Below are 13,293 nucleotides of genomic sequence, written 5' to 3' on the forward strand. Positions count from 1 at the left end.
GTCAGCTTGCCAGCACCGGTATTGCCCCGCCAAGACGGGCCTTCCGGCAATTTGCGGGAGGGCGGGCCGGCGCGCCCGCGATCAGAGCTTGCGGAGTTTGGCAGTCTCGGGCGGCGGCGGAGCGCGGTGCGCCCTTGAAAGTTCAGCCGCCGCCAAGCTCGCAACCTCGGCGGCACCGAGCGGACGGCGGGCCTTCTGGGAATCGATTTCCTCGTCGAAAGCGATGCCGAAGCGATCATCCTGCACCCATGCGACCGTCCCGGGGACGCTGCCGATATTGCGCAGTTCGACATCGACGCGGTGGCCGCGCTTCACCTTGAGGTTGCCCTCGGCCATCATTCCGCCATCGGAGAGATTGCGCACGCGAACGCGGTTGGCTTCCGCCCCTTGTTCGATACGAATATCGGCCAACAGGAACAGGCTGTCGCGGGCCACGCTCCGTGTCTCAACCCCAGTCATCGCAGGATCGCCTCCATCTCCATCGCTGCCTGCAGCTTACGGCAAGGGCCGCGCAGACACCATCTTGCGCTAGGCAAGCGCAGTTAACGGGTCGTAAAATCCACAGTCCCGGCGGGGTGTAGCGATAACTCTGTCCCATCGCGGCACATGATGCGCGAAAGGCCCGGGCGATCAGTCGTCGCGCGAGATCTTTTCGCGGCGCTCGTGGGCTTCCTGCGCCTCGACCGTCATGGTCGCGACCGGGCGCGCGATCAACCGGCGCAGGCCGATCGGATCGCCCGTCTTCTCGCAATAACCGTACTCGCCCTCGTCGAGACGGCGCAGGGCGGAGTCGATCTTGGCGACCAGCTTGCGCTGGCGATCACGCGTGCGCAGTTCGATACCCCAGTCGGTTTCGCTCGATGCGCGGTCGGTGAGGTCGGCTTCGCGGATCGGGCCGTCAGCAAGGGATTGCAGGGTCTGGCCGGCAGCGGAATGGATCGAGCGCTTCCATTCGATCAGCAGCATCCGGAAATAGGCCTGCTGGCGATCATTCATGTATTCCTCGTCTTCGCTCGGGACGTAGTCCTCGGCGATCAGGCGCTTGGCCTTTTCAAGGATATCGATTTCGTCAGACGCGGCAGATGCCATGTGGCTCTCAATCCCAAAGATCGCTTTTGCGGGCTTTAGCGTCCTGACGCCTGAATTTTTTCATGGCTCACTTGGTCCCGCAAGAAAAGCTATGGGCGCGCTATAGGCAAGGCCCCGTAACCGCACAAGCGGCTTTGACATGCGCCTTGGCGAAACGACGTAGGTGCCGCTCCCGCGCTCTGGCGACCGCACAAAGCTGCGATGGCGTTAACCAATTATTGACCATGTTAGCCGACTTCTCAGGGGACGGAGGGCCGCAGGGGGCGGCTCGAAGACTAACGGGGACTAAACCATGCAGCTGATCACGATCACCGCTTCGGAAAAGCGTGTTTCACGTGAAACAGTGACCGATCTCGGGCTTGCACGCTGGCTGGCGGCGGCGAGCGAAGGCGATACGGGGGCCTGCTTCGATCTGGGCGTCGCTTACTCGACCGGCAGCAACGGCGTGGAATGCGATCTCATCGAGGCCCACAAGTGGTTCAACCTCGCCGCATCGCGCGGTCATGAAGAGGCTGCCCACTGCCGCGCCGATATCTCCGACGAGATGACCGCCCGCGAAATCGCCGAAGCCCAGCGCCGTGCGCGCCAGTGGCTCGCCGAAGAGCGCCTGCGCGCCGCCTAAGCCTTTTTGAACGGCGTGCGTCCACCCAGATAAAGCTGGTCGCTCGCCACCCCCGCCCGCTCGCGCTCGAGGAAATCGGCGACAGCGGCGCGGAAGCCGGGATCGGCGATCCAGTGGGCCGACCAGGTCTGCACCGGCTCATATCCGCGGGCGAGCTTGTGCCCGCCTTGCGCTCCCGCCTCGACCCGCGCGAGGCCCCGTGCGATCGCTGCGTCGATGGCCTGATAATAGCACAGCTCGAAATGCAGGAAGCGCACCTCGCGGGTGCAGCCCCAATAGCGCCCGTAGAGCGCATCCTTGCCGACAAAGTTCAGCGCGCCCGCGATTGCTTCGTCGCCATCATAGGCGAGCATCAGCACGATCCGCTCCCCCATCCGCTCGCCCAGCAGGCTGAAGGCCTCGCGCGTCAGATAGGGATGGCCCCATTTGCGCGCGCCGGTATCCTGATAGAACACCCAGAAAGCGTCCCAGTGTTCCTCTCGTATCTCGCTGCCGGTGAGATGGCGGATGGTGAGGCCCTCGACCGCCGCCGCACGTTCCTTGCGCAGATCCTTGCGCTTCCTAGAGGACAGCGCACCGAGAAAATCCTCGAAGCTGCCGTAATCGCGGTTGAACCAGTGGAACTGGATATCCGAGCGCAGCAGCCAGCCAGCCGCTTCGAACAGGGGCAATTGCGCAGGTTCGATGAAGGTCGCGTGGGCGCTCGACATGGTGTTCTGCACACACACCGCCTCGGCCCCTTTGAGCAGATGCGGCGCAAGGCTCGGGTCGGAGAGCAGCAGGCGCGGGCCGGTGGCAGGCGTAAAGGGCGCGGCGATCTGGAGCTTGGGGTAATAGCGTCCGCCCGCACGATGCCATGCATCGGCCCAGCTGTGATCGAACACATATTCGCCCTTGCTGTGCCCCTTGGCATAGGACGGCAGGGCGGCGAGCAGCTTGCCTGCATCATCGGTGATGACAATCGGCGCAGGCTCCCAGCCGGTGCCGGGGCCGACGCTGCCGGAATCTTCCATCGCGGTCAGGAATTCGTGGGAGACGAAGGGGTTGTACTTGCCGCCCAGCGCGTTCCATGCGTCGCGCTCGAAGCTGCCCACGGAAGGCGCGATGCGGACGGTCAATTCGGGCGCGCTCACGCCAGCCCTGCCCCTTCGGCAATGATCGCATCGGCATGGGCCTGCCCGCGCGCGCGGGTCTCGGGCGAGCGCACTGTCCACGTCAGCAGCGGGCGACCGCTCTCGCGCCACAGGCCTGTCAGCGCATTGGGAATGTCGCGCACGTCGCTGGCGAGGAAATCGGGCGCCGCGCGCTCCAGCGCATGGCGCGCGCGCCACGCGCTCCTGTAGCCGTGATCGAGCGTGTCGGTGATGACGAGGCCGCGCACCATTTCAGGCGCGTTTTTGGCGAACCATTCGCCCATCCTGAGATCGAAGCTCATCACCGCAACCGGCCCGGAATAACCAGCCAGCGCTTTCGCAATCGCGATGCATGGTTCAGCCAGCGAAAGGTGCGGCTGCGCCTTCACCTCCACCAGCAGTGGCACCCGCCCGGCGACCAGATCGAGCAGCTCGGTCAGCCGCCAGATCGTCTGCTGCGTCTCCAACAGCGGGATGCGGCACAGATCATCGGCGCTGCGGGCGGCCACCTTGCCGCGTTCCCCGGTGAGCCGGTCAAGCTCCCAGTCGTGGAAGACGAGCGGCACATTGTCGCGGCTCATCTGGATATCGCATTCGATCCCCATGCCGGCCGCAATCGCGCCCTCGGCAGCGGCGCGCGAATTCTCGGGCACGCCCTCATGGTGCAAACCGCGATGGGCATATTCCCACCGCGTCAGCCAATCGGGGGCACTGCGAGCGGTCATGCCCGCAATGCGACCACCGCATCGACTTCCACCGCCGCGCCGCGCGGCAGAGCGGGCACGCCAACTGCGGCGCGGGCGTGCTGCCCTGCTCCGCCGAACACCTGCTCCATCAGATCGGACGCGCCATTGGCGACTTCGGGCTGATCGGTGAAGTCGGCGGTGCAGTTGATGAAGGCGCCGAGCTTAACGATCCGCTCGACCTGTTCAAGCAGCCCGGCGGCCTGAAGCTGGGCGACGATCATCAGGGCGCAGGCGCGCGCTGCGGCCTGCCCTTCGGCAACGCTCACATCGTCACCCAGCCGGCCCTTGACCACCTGCCCGTCGACGAAGGGCAGCTGGCCCGAGACATGGGCAAAGCCGCCATGAACCACCACCGGAACATAGCTGGCGACCGGCGCGGCGGCCTTGGGCAGAGTGATGCCGAGTTCGGCGAGTTTGGCAGCAATCGTCATGATCAATTCTCCAGTCGTTCGAGCAGCCACGGCAGGGCTTCATCCCAGCGGTCAATCCGGGCTTCGGCGTGGCCGGCCTTGTGGGCGCAATCAATAGCATGGGCGATCATCGGCTCGCCACACAGGTGCAGGCGGGTGACGTGCGGGGTGATCTCGGCCACGGATGCGTGGTGCTGGGCGAGATCGTCGATGAAGACCGCGCGGGTCGGCGCATATTCATCGATGATCGCCTTCAGCGCCGGGCCCTTGGGCCCCTGATTGGTGAACACCCGCGCATTGATCCCGACCTTGGCGAGCTGCTGGGCGCGGGCATCGCGGTGGCCATCGACGAGGTTCGTCAGGATCACCACATCGGCCTTCTCGGCAAGGGTGTTGATCCCCTCCACCGCGCCGGCAATCGGCATTTGCGAGTCCATCTCGTTGTCGAAGAACTTGCCCAGCATCTTCCAGATATCGGGCGGGGCGAGCAGCTCGCCGCTTTCCTTCCAGCGAAGGGCTTCTGCAAAATTGTGGCCTTCGAGATGGAAGCTGACACCCTGGCTCGCCTCCAGCCAGTCCTTGAACGGGGCGACCATGTGCAGCAGCACTTCGTCGCAATCGGAGATGATCAGGGGGCGGGTCATGCTAGCAAAAGATCCTTGGCGGCGACCAGCTCCTCGGGCGTGACAGCCAGTGCCTCGGCGGCGCGGATCAGATCGGGTTCGTCATTGGCGAGAAATTCGAGTGCGCTGGCAAGGATCATGGGATCGCCCAGCCCCGCGCGCAGACTATCGGGATCGAGCCCCGTCAGTTCAAGATAGCGCGCGGCCCGCTCCTCGCTTTCCAGCACCCAGCCGAGCGCCGCCAGCGCCAGCATCTGCGGGCTGGCGGAGGGGCCATCATTCGCGGGGTCGGCGGGATGCGGGATTGTCCTGTCCTCTCAGGGGGGGTAATCGACGGGCGGTATCGGATGCGGGGCGTGCAGTGACAAAACGGATAATGGTTGTCGAGGACAATGACCTCAACCGGAAATTGTTCTGCGATGTGCTGCGCGCCAATGGCTTCGAGGTGGAGCCGGTGGCCGATGGCAACCTCGTGCTCGATACCGCGCGGGCGATCGCGCCCGATCTCATCATCATGGACATCCAGCTGGGCGGCATTTCGGGCGTTGATCTGATCGAGGCCGCCAAGCGCGACCGGCGGCTGTCGGCCATTCCGGTGCTGGCCGTCACCGCCTTTGCGGCCAAGGGTGACGAGGAACGCATCCGTGCCGCCGGCGCGGAAGGCTACCTGTCGAAGCCGGTGTCGATCGGGCCGTTCATGAATGCAGTGAAGGCGCTGGTGTAGCGCAGCCTCGCGTTAACCGTCCATTCATGGCGGGGATTCGAAAACCTGCATAGAAAGCAGCGGGTTAAACGGAGGCTCTATGCGTAGCCGGGTCGCACTGGTGTTCGCCTTGGTTTCGGCAATTCTGGCATGGCCTGCAGGGCTCCGCGCCCAGCCGCCCGGGGATGATTACCCGAGCGAGATCGAAGTTCTCGGCCAGCGCGAGATCGCAAGGCAGCTGTTCAAGGACAATCTGCGGGACATGACCGAGCGCCTCAGCGTGTTCGAATCCATGCCGCGCTTCTTCCAGCCACTGTGCCTTGAGGTTGCCGGGCTCGCGGCGGATCAGGGGAAGTTGGTGGCCGAGCGCATCCTTGCCACCTCGCGCGAGGTCGGCCTCGGAGAGCCGCGGGCCGGATGCCGCGCCAATGCGGTGGTGATCGTGGTCGATGATCCCGGGCGGATGTACAAGCGGCTGGTGAGCAAGCGGCTCGATCTGGTCGGGGTGCTCCCGTTCCGCGACGTGCACACCCGTCGGATCGAGAACGCGTTGCGCGCCCGGGAGCCGGTGGTGTGGTGGAGCGTGCTTGGTACCGCCAACGCGCAAGGCGTGACCTTCAACGACCTCGGCCTTGTGGTCTCGCAGAACCCCGCGGCGTCACGCACCTCGGCCGCCACCTATCGCCCCAAGGTGCTGACCGTGGTGATGTATGATGCCCGAAAGCTGGGCGGCGCCACACTCGAACAGATCGCCGATAACGCCGCACTGCACATCTTCGGGATGCCGCGCCGGCAGATCGATTTCAGCAATGTCGATCTGCCCTCGTTGCTGAGCATGTTCGCTGAGGGGCCGGACATGGCAGCCCGGTCGCTGACAGATTTCGACCGGGCCTATCTCAAGGGGCTCTACGGCCTCGGCCCCGGCGCGTTCCAGTCTCGGGTGCCGCGCGCCGTGGTCGCAGCCTATGCCGACCAATGCGAAGCCCAGAAGAGCGAATGCCGCATCCAGCTGGAAAACTGAACGTCAAAGATACTTCAGGCCGTATTCGATCGCGAAGGTGATGGCGGTGATCGTCAGCCCGGCCATGAAGGTCTTGTAGGCATAGGCGAGGTATTTGTACTTCTTGCGCTGGAGCACCTGCCCGTTCTGGTAGATGTCGTGCAGCATGGTGCGGAAGATCGTCTCGTCCGCGCGCAGTTCGCCGAGGATGCTCTCGGTCCACTCGTCCTCGTCCATGTGGGTGAAGTAGCCGAAGAACAGCTTGTTCACCTTGCCGTCGTTGAGCTTGGCCGAGGTCGGACTGCTGATCGAAGGCAGCACCGCAAACACCGCGCACATCGCCGAGACGAAGGCGAACAGCGCCAGCACGGCGAGCGAGACCGGCAGCGAGCCGTCCTTCGCCTGCCCGACCGAGATGGTGAAGACGAGGAAGGTCGCTCCCATCAGGATCGAGGCTTTGGCATCGGCCATCTGGCTCAGCATCAGATTGATCTGCTGGCTGGTGCGCACCAGATGGATCGCGTGGTTGGAAAAGCCCGAGGGCGACGGCACGGATGGCGCCGCCTTGGGCTGATCGTCCTGCGTGGTGTTTTCAGCCATGATTTCCCCCCGGATTGGCCGCACAGCGCCGCTTGGAGGCGGCGAAAACTTGACAAGCTGCATCAACCGCCGCTTTGCAGACGTATTATCGTGGCATACGCCGCGCGACAACCGATCCTATGAAAGCACCGCTGCCCATGACCCCCGCCGAAGTCGATGTGTCCATCCGCGCCCTGGTCGAACCCTTCAACAAGAAGGGCATCGCCATCGAAGACGCGACGACCTTTGCCGGTGATCTCGAATTCGACAGCCTCACCGTGATGGATTTCGTCGCCGCGATCGAGGACGAGTTCGACATCATCATCTCGATGAACCAACAGGCCGAGATCGAAAACTGGGGTCAGCTCGTCGCCGCAGTCCACAAGTTGCAGGATAGCTGATAATGGCAACCGCCATGACCGAAACGACCATCGCAGCCGAACCCGTCGATCTGCTCGCGAAGTTCGATCCGATCATCCAGACCCGCGAGCAACTGCTAGCCGCCGGGGTGGAGGATCCGTTCAACCTCGTGATGGAGCAGGTGCTCTCGCCGACCCGCGCGGTGTGCAATGGGCGCGACACGATCCTGCTCGGCACATACAACTACATGGGCATGACCTTCGACCCCGACGTGATTGCGGCGGGCCAGGCAGCGATGCAGGATTTCGGTGCCGGCACCACCGGCAGCCGCGTGCTCAACGGCACCTTCCGCGATCACCGCGATGTCGAGGCCGCGCTGCGCGAGTTTTACGCCATGGATCACGCCATGGTGTTCTCGACCGGCTATCAGGCCAACCTCGGGATCATCTCCACGCTGGCGGGCAAGGGTGACTACATCATCCTCGACATCGACAGCCACGCCTCGATCTATGATGGCTGCGCGATGGGCCGCGCCGAAGTCGTGCCGTTCAAGCACAACGACGTCGAGGCCTTGGAAAAGCGCCTCAAGCGCATTCCCGAAGGCGCGGGCAAGCTGGTGGTGCTCGAAGGTGTCTATTCGATGATGGGCGATGTCGCGCCGCTGAAGGAGATGGTCCGCATCGCCAAGGAAAACGGCGCGATGGTGCTGGTCGACGAAGCGCACTCGATGGGCTTCATCGGCGAACACGGCCGCGGCGTTGCCGAGGAGCAGGGCGTGCTTGATGATGTCGATTTCATCATCGGCACCTTCTCCAAGAGCGTCGGCACGGTCGGCGGCTTCTGCGTGTCGAACCATCCCAAGTTCGAAGTGCTGCGGCTGGTGTGCCGCCCTTACGTCTTCACCGCGGCGCTCCCGCCGTCGGTGATGGCGAGCTCGGCGGCATCGATCCGCAAGCTCATGCACGGCGGCAACAAGCGCGCGCACCTGTGGGAGAACAGCCGCACGCTGCACAAGGGCCTGCGCGATCTCGGCTTCAAGCTGGGCACGGACGAACCCCAGAGCGCGATCATCGCGGTGATCATGCCCGATCTCGAACGCGGCGCGATGATGTGGGAGGCGCTCCTGAAGGAAGGCCTCTACGTGAACCTCGCGCGGCCCCCGGCGACCCCGGCAGGCATGACGCTGCTGCGCTGCTCGCTGTGTGCGGAACACTCGGCCGAACAGGTGCAGACCATCCTCGGCATGTTCGAGCGCGCCGGCAAGGCGATCGGGATCATCTGATCGTCGGGCCTGCGCCCGGCCTCATCGCACCGCTATCTCGCCATCGGCGGCCCGCATGTCGGCTGGGCCGCTGGCTGAGGCGCGCCCGATGGTGCGTATGCTGTCCGTGACAAACCATATTGGTTATTTTCCTTGACATCGTGACGCTCTTTGGTTAGAAAAGGGCATCATCGAGAAATAGTGATTCGTCCGGACGCCGGCCCCCAGGGGTTCGGCGCCTGTTCGTTTTCGCGCAGGGAGAGTGCCGATGGAAATGTCCGGCTATCTGCTCCACGTCGAAGCCAGTGAACCTCCGGCCAAGCGACATTGGCGCACCCGCTTTCTCGAACGCCTGGCCGAGACATCGAGCGTCGCAGCGGCAGCAGCCCATGCCGGCGTGTCGGTGGCCCGCGCCTGCCGCACCCGGCGGGAGGAGCCCGATTTCGCCCGCCAGTGGCTCGGCGCATTGGCGGAGGGATATCTCCACCTCGAAATGGAGGTTCTGCGGCGGCTGCGCCAGGGCGACTTCAAGGCCAGCGAGACCGAGCGCTATGATTTTGCCAACGCGATCCGCCTGCTTGTGGCCCACCGCGACATGGCTGCCGGGCCGCAGAGCCGCATCCGCGAAGTCAGCGCGGCAGAGGTGCGCGCCTCGATCGACCGCAAGATCGAGGATATCCGGCGGCGTCTGACCCATGACCGCCCCGACGAGCCGCAAGTCCCGTGATCGGCGCCTATCAATGGTTCCTCGCAGCATCGCCAAAGGTTCGGGCAATGGTCATCGCCGCCATGAACAGCGGCGAGCGGAACAAGCACGAATTCGTATGGGAATACCGCGCCCGTGAAGAGCAGCTGCCCCCACCGGGCGACTGGCGGATCTGGATGGTGATGGCCGGGCGCGGCTTCGGCAAGACCCGGGCCGGTGCGGAATGGGTGCGGATGGTGGCCGATGGCAACCCCGAGGCACGCATCGCGCTGGTGTCCGCCTCGCTGGCAGAAGCCCGCGCGGTGATGGTCGAGGGCGAGAGCGGCTTGCTGGCAGTGTTCCCGCCGGACGAGCGCCCGGTGTTCGAGCCCTCGCTGCACCGGGTCCGTTTCGCCAATGGCGCAATGGCTCAGCTGTTCTCGGCCGCCGAACCAGAGACCCTGCGCGGGCCGCAGCACAGCCATGCCTGCCGGTCAGGCGCAGAAGGAGTTCTACGTCAATCAGGCGCTTACGATCCTTGATGGGCTGGCGCAGCAGGCGGTCGTGTCGTCGCTGCCGCAACCGCCTGCGGATGCAGGCGAAGGGGGCTGCTACAGAATTACCGCGCCTGCGTCCGGCGAATGGAGCGGGCATGCCGATCAGATCGCGATACGGATCGCGGACAGCTGGCACTTCGTCGCCCCCGCGCAGGGCATGCTGCTTTTCGACCGCGCCGCGGGCGTCTGGCTATGCTTCCGATCCGCATGGGAAAGTGCCCCGGCGCTGTCGGCCCCTACCGGCGGCACTGTCATCGACGTCGAGGCGCGGGCCCTACTTGCCCAGCTGCTTGCCGGACTGCGATCGATCGGACTTGTCGCGCCGCTAATAAGTTAGTCATGCAGGCCCTGCAAAACGTCTTCAACCGCGTTGCAGATTAACCTTCTTGCCATCTCTTTTCATTAGACAAGGCATAGAGACATTCTTGCAACACATGTTTGCTATTGACCGCTTGCTTCTTCATTGGGGAAAAGATAGAGACCATGGGTGCCTCAAGTCGATAACAAAGGGGAAATTTGAATGCGCAAACTCGTCATTGGCATGGCGATGGCTTCGACCGCGCTCTCCACGCCCGCCCTGGCTCGTGAAGGCCAGTGGTACATTCAGGGTGATGGCGGCGTGATGATCGTTGAAGACCAGAGCCTTGATGTAAACGGTGTTGCGGGCGATGCCGGCGCCGATTACGATAACGGATACGACTTCGGCGCAGCCGTTGGTTATGACTTCGGCGCTTTCCGTCTGGAATCCGAAGCAAGCTACCGTGTTGCCGATCTCGACACTGTGACCGCTGGCGGCCAAGGTCTTGCCGCTGGTGCCCCCACTAACTCGTTCTTCCGTTCTATGACACTTCCCGGAGCGGGTGAAATCAGCGCTCTGAGCTTCATGCTCAACGGTCTGTTCGATTTCGGCCCCGATGACGGCCTGCAGGCATTTGCCGGCGGCGGTATCGGTGTTGCCCGCGTGGATATTGACGGCACCGCCGTGCTGAGCGGCCCGGGCGTGTGGAACGATTCCGACACCGGTATTGCATGGCAGCTGCTTGCTGGTCTTCGCGCTCCGCTCAGCGATTCGTGGGACGTCGGCCTTAAGTATCGTTACTTCAACGCGCCGGACATCAACCTGGTCGATCCGCGCGGTCGTACGCTCGACACCAAGATGAGCAGCCACTCGCTGCTGGGCTCCATCACCTACAACTTCGGTGGTGAAGAAGCTCCGCCGCCGCCGCCGCCGCCGCCGCCGCCGCCTCCCCCGCCGCCGCCGCCGCCGCCGCCGCCGCCTCCCCCGCCCCCGCCGCCGCCGAAGGCGCCGTGCAACACGGGTCCGTACATTGTGTTCTTCGACTTCGATAAGTCGGACATCACTGCGGAAGCTGCGACCATTCTCAACAACGCCGTCACGGCTTACGCCAACTGCGGCGCTGCCAGCGTGATGCTTGCCGGTCACACCGACCGCGCCGGCACCGTGAAGTACAACGTCGGCCTTGCCGAGCGTCGTAACTCTTCGGTGCGCAGCTACCTGAGCGGTCGCGGTATCCCCGATGGTCGCATCAGCAGCCAGGGCTTCGGCGAATCGCAGCCGCGCGTCCCGACTGCGGACGGCGTGCGTGAAGCGCAGAACCGTCGCGTTGAAGTGACCTACGGTCCGGGTTCGGGCATGTAAGTCACCCTTCCAAGGGAACATGAAGGGGCCGGAGCAATCCGGCCCCTTTTTTGTTGCCCATCAGATGCTCAAGAATGGCCAGTTGGCTGGTCCAGCCTGTCAGCCCGCGCGAGCGCTGCGGCTATCAATCCGCCAGAGAATCAGGCTCTGGTTCAGTCAAAGCGCCCACGAAACCCTGACGCGCGCCTCGACGGGCCAATGGCTCACCACGTTGGTCTGACCTGCCCCGCAGCCCTGTCAGGAACCGCCTCATGCCGAGCGCAGCCGGTAGAGCAACTTCCCTCAACTATAGAGGATCAAGCAGCAGTGCCCGCTGCAATGCGGGCTCGCTCGGCGATCGTTGACTCGGCTTTGGGAAGGGCGCGATAGGCATAGATCAGCAGAGCGAGGGAGATCGGTGCGACACCGATCAGCGACAGCACGCCGATCCGCATGCTTCCCGTCAGATCGGAAATCTGGCCCACCATATAGGGGCCGATCGCCAAGCCGACCAATGTAGTGGCAAGGAAAAACGAAGCAGTCGCGGTGCCGCGCATGCGCGGTAGTACCAGATCCTGCGTCGTCGCCGCAGCCGCTCCCAGCGCCGTCGCCGCGAACATGCCCGCGAGGAAGTTCATCGCGTAGAACAAGGCCGGGCTATCGGTCGTGAAGCCGACCCAGATCGGAATGATCGGGGCAAGAATGCCGAACATCACGACAAGGATCCGGCCGGACGGATTACGCCCTCTGAGCCAGTCGGACATCCGCCCGCCAAAGATAACGCCCAAAAAGCCTGACAAAGCGCCGCTTCCGCCAAGCACGAATGCGAGCTCGTCCTTCGGCAATTTGAGGACCGTCTCCGCATATGGGGCGGACCAGAACGCCAGCGCATAGGCTCCGAGCGAGACAAGCCCATAGCCCAGAGCCGTGCAGATGAAGGCAGGCGTGCCCCAGATCAGCTGAAAGGTCGCCGGATCATGTCGCCGGAGCGTCGCCGCCCACGAAAACACGGCATAGTAGCCGAAGGTCATTGCCGACCACTGCGGCACATTGCCGGTCAGCCGGATCATGACCAGTGCCAGAGCGATCATCGCTGCCGCCATGGCCAGGTTGATCATCACCGCCATAGCCCCCCGCTTCATCGCATGGAGCAGGGTGAAGGGCGGCAACAGCATCGACAGATCGACAAAGAAGTCGCGCAGCGGATGGTGCTGGCCCGCTTCCCGATCGGGCAGTCTTTCAGGTTCACGCAGGGACGCGACCCAGGCCGCCAGCAATACTCCGGGCAAGCCAACCGCGAGAAACGCAGCCTGCCATCCTACCAGCCCGCCGAGCCCGCCTGCCGGGTAGGCTGCATCCCAGACCTTCGATATCTTGGCGCCGATCAGGAGCGAAACCCCGCCGCCGATATAGAGGCCCGAGGAATAGATCGCCAAAGCGGTCCCTCGTTGGCGCGCCGGAAAGTAATCCGAGATCAGCGAATAGGCCGTCGGGCTGGCCGTTGCCTCACCGACACCCACCCCCATCCGCGCGAGCGACAGGGTGAGGTAGTTGCGTGCCAATCCGGAAAATGCCGTCATGGTCGACCAGAGAACCAGACCGATCGTGAGCAGGCGTACACGATGCCAGCGGTCCGCCAGCCGGCCCAACGGCACGCCGAACAAGGCGTAGAAGACCGCAAATGCCGCACCGCCGAGGAAGCCCAGTTGGCCGTCGGTCAGCCCGAGATCGCGCTTGATGTCGACCGCGAGGATCGAGAGGATTTGCCGGTCGATGAAGTTGAGGATGTAAACCACAACCAGAACACCAAGGGCATACCAGCTGTAAGCCGACGCGCTCTGATCGCTGCGGCCTTGCGCCGCCGTCGCTTCATCGCTCAAGAAAGA

18 protein-coding genes are annotated in these 13,293 nt (G+C 64.1%); 9 read left to right on the plus strand and 9 right to left on the minus strand.

Annotation, left to right across the window (positions count from 1 at the left end; genetic code table 11):
- Nucleotides 1–81: 81 nt before the first annotated feature.
- Complete coding sequence (locus RSE14_RS08490; protein WP_324072713.1) at nt 82–459, minus strand: PilZ domain-containing protein; 378 nt, start codon at nt 457–459, stop codon at nt 82–84.
- 171 nt (nt 460–630) lie between these two features.
- Entirely contained in the window at nt 631–1,089 is a 459-nt protein-coding gene (gene dksA / locus RSE14_RS08495; RefSeq protein WP_324072715.1) for an RNA polymerase-binding protein DksA, read from the minus strand.
- 292 nt (nt 1,090–1,381) lie between these two features.
- Here dksA and RSE14_RS08500 point away from each other — a divergent pair, with 292 nt between their 5' ends.
- Nucleotides 1,382–1,711 carry an SEL1-like repeat protein gene (locus RSE14_RS08500; protein ID WP_324072716.1) on the plus strand — a complete coding sequence of 110 codons (330 nt, stop codon included), beginning with the start codon at nt 1,382–1,384 and terminating at the stop codon, nt 1,709–1,711.
- Here the strand turns inward: RSE14_RS08500 and RSE14_RS08505 are convergent.
- The 5 genes from RSE14_RS08505 to RSE14_RS08525 are packed head-to-tail and all read right to left on the minus strand — an operon-like array spanning nt 1,708 to nt 4,877.
- Nucleotides 1,708–2,844 (minus strand): GNAT family N-acetyltransferase, encoded by a 1,137-nt coding sequence (locus tag RSE14_RS08505; RefSeq protein WP_324072717.1) that lies wholly within the window; start codon nt 2,842–2,844, stop codon nt 1,708–1,710. The two genes, RSE14_RS08500 and RSE14_RS08505, sit on opposite strands and share 4 nt — an antisense overlap.
- A complete protein-coding gene (locus RSE14_RS08510; protein WP_324072718.1) occupies nt 2,841–3,569 on the minus strand; it encodes a glycerophosphodiester phosphodiesterase family protein in 729 nt (242 codons plus the stop codon). Before RSE14_RS08510 ends, RSE14_RS08505 begins: the two co-directional genes overlap by 4 nt.
- Nucleotides 3,566–4,021 (minus strand): RidA family protein, encoded by a 456-nt coding sequence (locus tag RSE14_RS08515; protein WP_324072719.1) that lies wholly within the window; start codon nt 4,019–4,021, stop codon nt 3,566–3,568. Before RSE14_RS08515 ends, RSE14_RS08510 begins: the two co-directional genes overlap by 4 nt.
- 2 nt (nt 4,022–4,023) lie before the next feature.
- On the minus strand, nt 4,024–4,644 hold the full coding sequence (locus tag RSE14_RS08520; protein ID WP_324072721.1) for an HAD family hydrolase: 621 nt from the start codon (nt 4,642–4,644) through the stop codon (nt 4,024–4,026).
- Complete coding sequence (locus RSE14_RS08525) at nt 4,641–4,877, minus strand: DUF3572 family protein (RefSeq protein WP_324072723.1); 237 nt, start codon at nt 4,875–4,877, stop codon at nt 4,641–4,643. The genes RSE14_RS08520 and RSE14_RS08525 overlap by 4 nt, the downstream gene beginning before the upstream one ends.
- Nucleotides 4,878–4,984: 107 nt before the next feature.
- Here RSE14_RS08525 and RSE14_RS08530 point away from each other — a divergent pair, with 107 nt between their 5' ends.
- Both RSE14_RS08530 and RSE14_RS08535 read left to right on the plus strand, forming a co-directional pair.
- On the plus strand, nt 4,985–5,347 hold the full coding sequence (locus RSE14_RS08530) for a response regulator (RefSeq protein WP_324072725.1): 363 nt from the start codon (nt 4,985–4,987) through the stop codon (nt 5,345–5,347).
- A 79-nt stretch (nt 5,348–5,426) separates the two neighbouring features.
- The gene (locus RSE14_RS08535) at nt 5,427–6,347 is read left to right on the plus strand and encodes a hypothetical protein (RefSeq protein ID WP_324072727.1); all 921 of its coding nucleotides are present in this window, start codon (nt 5,427–5,429) and stop codon (nt 6,345–6,347) included.
- 3 nt (nt 6,348–6,350) lie between these two features.
- On the opposite strand, the gene RSE14_RS08540 is transcribed toward RSE14_RS08535, so the two are convergent.
- Nucleotides 6,351–6,926 (minus strand): Pycsar system effector family protein, encoded by a 576-nt coding sequence (locus tag RSE14_RS08540; protein WP_324072728.1) that lies wholly within the window; start codon nt 6,924–6,926, stop codon nt 6,351–6,353.
- Between the two features lie 137 nt (nt 6,927–7,063).
- Between RSE14_RS08540 and RSE14_RS08545 the strand changes: the two genes are divergently transcribed.
- The 6 genes from RSE14_RS08545 (at nt 7,064) to RSE14_RS08570 (ending at nt 11,428) form a co-directional block, all read left to right on the plus strand.
- On the plus strand, nt 7,064–7,306 hold the full coding sequence (locus tag RSE14_RS08545) for an acyl carrier protein (RefSeq protein WP_324072730.1): 243 nt from the start codon (nt 7,064–7,066) through the stop codon (nt 7,304–7,306).
- Nucleotides 7,307–7,320: 14 nt separating this feature from the next.
- On the plus strand, nt 7,321–8,547 hold the full coding sequence (gene spt, locus RSE14_RS08550; RefSeq protein ID WP_324072731.1) for a serine palmitoyltransferase: 1,227 nt from the start codon (nt 7,321–7,323) through the stop codon (nt 8,545–8,547).
- A gap of 247 nt (nt 8,548–8,794) precedes the next feature.
- Nucleotides 8,795–9,253: a hypothetical protein gene (locus tag RSE14_RS08555; protein ID WP_324072733.1), complete on the plus strand. Its 459-nt coding sequence runs from the start codon at nt 8,795–8,797 to the stop codon at nt 9,251–9,253.
- 47 nt (nt 9,254–9,300) lie between these two features.
- On the plus strand, nt 9,301–9,753 hold the full coding sequence (locus RSE14_RS08560) for a terminase large subunit domain-containing protein (protein ID WP_416379339.1): 453 nt from the start codon (nt 9,301–9,303) through the stop codon (nt 9,751–9,753).
- Nucleotides 9,695–10,105, plus strand: a complete 411-nt coding sequence (locus RSE14_RS08565; protein ID WP_324072735.1) for a DUF2793 domain-containing protein — start codon at nt 9,695–9,697, stop codon at nt 10,103–10,105. The genes RSE14_RS08560 and RSE14_RS08565 overlap by 59 nt, the downstream gene beginning before the upstream one ends.
- Nucleotides 10,106–10,288: 183 nt before the next feature.
- Nucleotides 10,289–11,428: an OmpA family protein gene (locus RSE14_RS08570; RefSeq protein ID WP_324072738.1), complete on the plus strand. Its 1,140-nt coding sequence runs from the start codon at nt 10,289–10,291 to the stop codon at nt 11,426–11,428.
- A gap of 296 nt (nt 11,429–11,724) precedes the next feature.
- Here the strand turns inward: RSE14_RS08570 and RSE14_RS08575 are convergent, their stop codons facing one another.
- Entirely contained in the window at nt 11,725–13,287 is a 1,563-nt protein-coding gene (locus RSE14_RS08575; RefSeq protein ID WP_324072740.1) for a spinster family MFS transporter, read from the minus strand.
- Nucleotides 13,288–13,293 lie beyond the last annotated feature (6 nt).

The organism is Erythrobacter sp. (assembly GCF_035194505.1).
Classification (GTDB): domain Bacteria; phylum Pseudomonadota; class Alphaproteobacteria; order Sphingomonadales; family Sphingomonadaceae; genus Erythrobacter.

Bases quoted from the DNA above. Each gene is read 5' to 3' on its own strand.
- RSE14_RS08490 (WP_324072713.1), bottom strand. From the start codon at position 459: ATGACTGGGGTTGAGACACGGAGCGTGGCCCGCGACAGCCTGTTCCTG.
- dksA (WP_324072715.1), bottom strand. From the start codon at position 1,089: ATGGCATCTGCCGCGTCTGACGAAATCGATATCCTTGAAAAGGCCAAG.
- RSE14_RS08500 (WP_324072716.1), top strand. From the start codon at position 1,382: ATGCAGCTGATCACGATCACCGCTTCGGAAAAGCGTGTTTCACGTGAA.
- RSE14_RS08510 (WP_324072718.1), bottom strand. From the start codon at position 3,569: ATGACCGCTCGCAGTGCCCCCGATTGGCTGACGCGGTGGGAATATGCC.
- RSE14_RS08515 (WP_324072719.1), bottom strand. From the start codon at position 4,021: ATGACGATTGCTGCCAAACTCGCCGAACTCGGCATCACTCTGCCCAAG.
- RSE14_RS08520 (WP_324072721.1), bottom strand. From the start codon at position 4,644: ATGACCCGCCCCCTGATCATCTCCGATTGCGACGAAGTGCTGCTGCAC.
- RSE14_RS08525 (WP_324072723.1), bottom strand. From the start codon at position 4,877: ATGCTGGCGCTGGCGGCGCTCGGCTGGGTGCTGGAAAGCGAGGAGCGG.
- RSE14_RS08535 (WP_324072727.1), top strand. From the start codon at position 5,427: ATGCGTAGCCGGGTCGCACTGGTGTTCGCCTTGGTTTCGGCAATTCTG.
- RSE14_RS08540 (WP_324072728.1), bottom strand. From the start codon at position 6,926: ATGGCTGAAAACACCACGCAGGACGATCAGCCCAAGGCGGCGCCATCC.
- RSE14_RS08545 (WP_324072730.1), top strand. From the start codon at position 7,064: ATGACCCCCGCCGAAGTCGATGTGTCCATCCGCGCCCTGGTCGAACCC.
- spt (WP_324072731.1), top strand. From the start codon at position 7,321: ATGACCGAAACGACCATCGCAGCCGAACCCGTCGATCTGCTCGCGAAG.
- RSE14_RS08555 (WP_324072733.1), top strand. From the start codon at position 8,795: ATGGAAATGTCCGGCTATCTGCTCCACGTCGAAGCCAGTGAACCTCCG.
- RSE14_RS08560 (WP_416379339.1), top strand. From the start codon at position 9,301: ATGGTCATCGCCGCCATGAACAGCGGCGAGCGGAACAAGCACGAATTC.
- RSE14_RS08565 (WP_324072735.1), top strand. From the start codon at position 9,695: ATGCCTGCCGGTCAGGCGCAGAAGGAGTTCTACGTCAATCAGGCGCTT.
- RSE14_RS08570 (WP_324072738.1), top strand. From the start codon at position 10,289: ATGCGCAAACTCGTCATTGGCATGGCGATGGCTTCGACCGCGCTCTCC.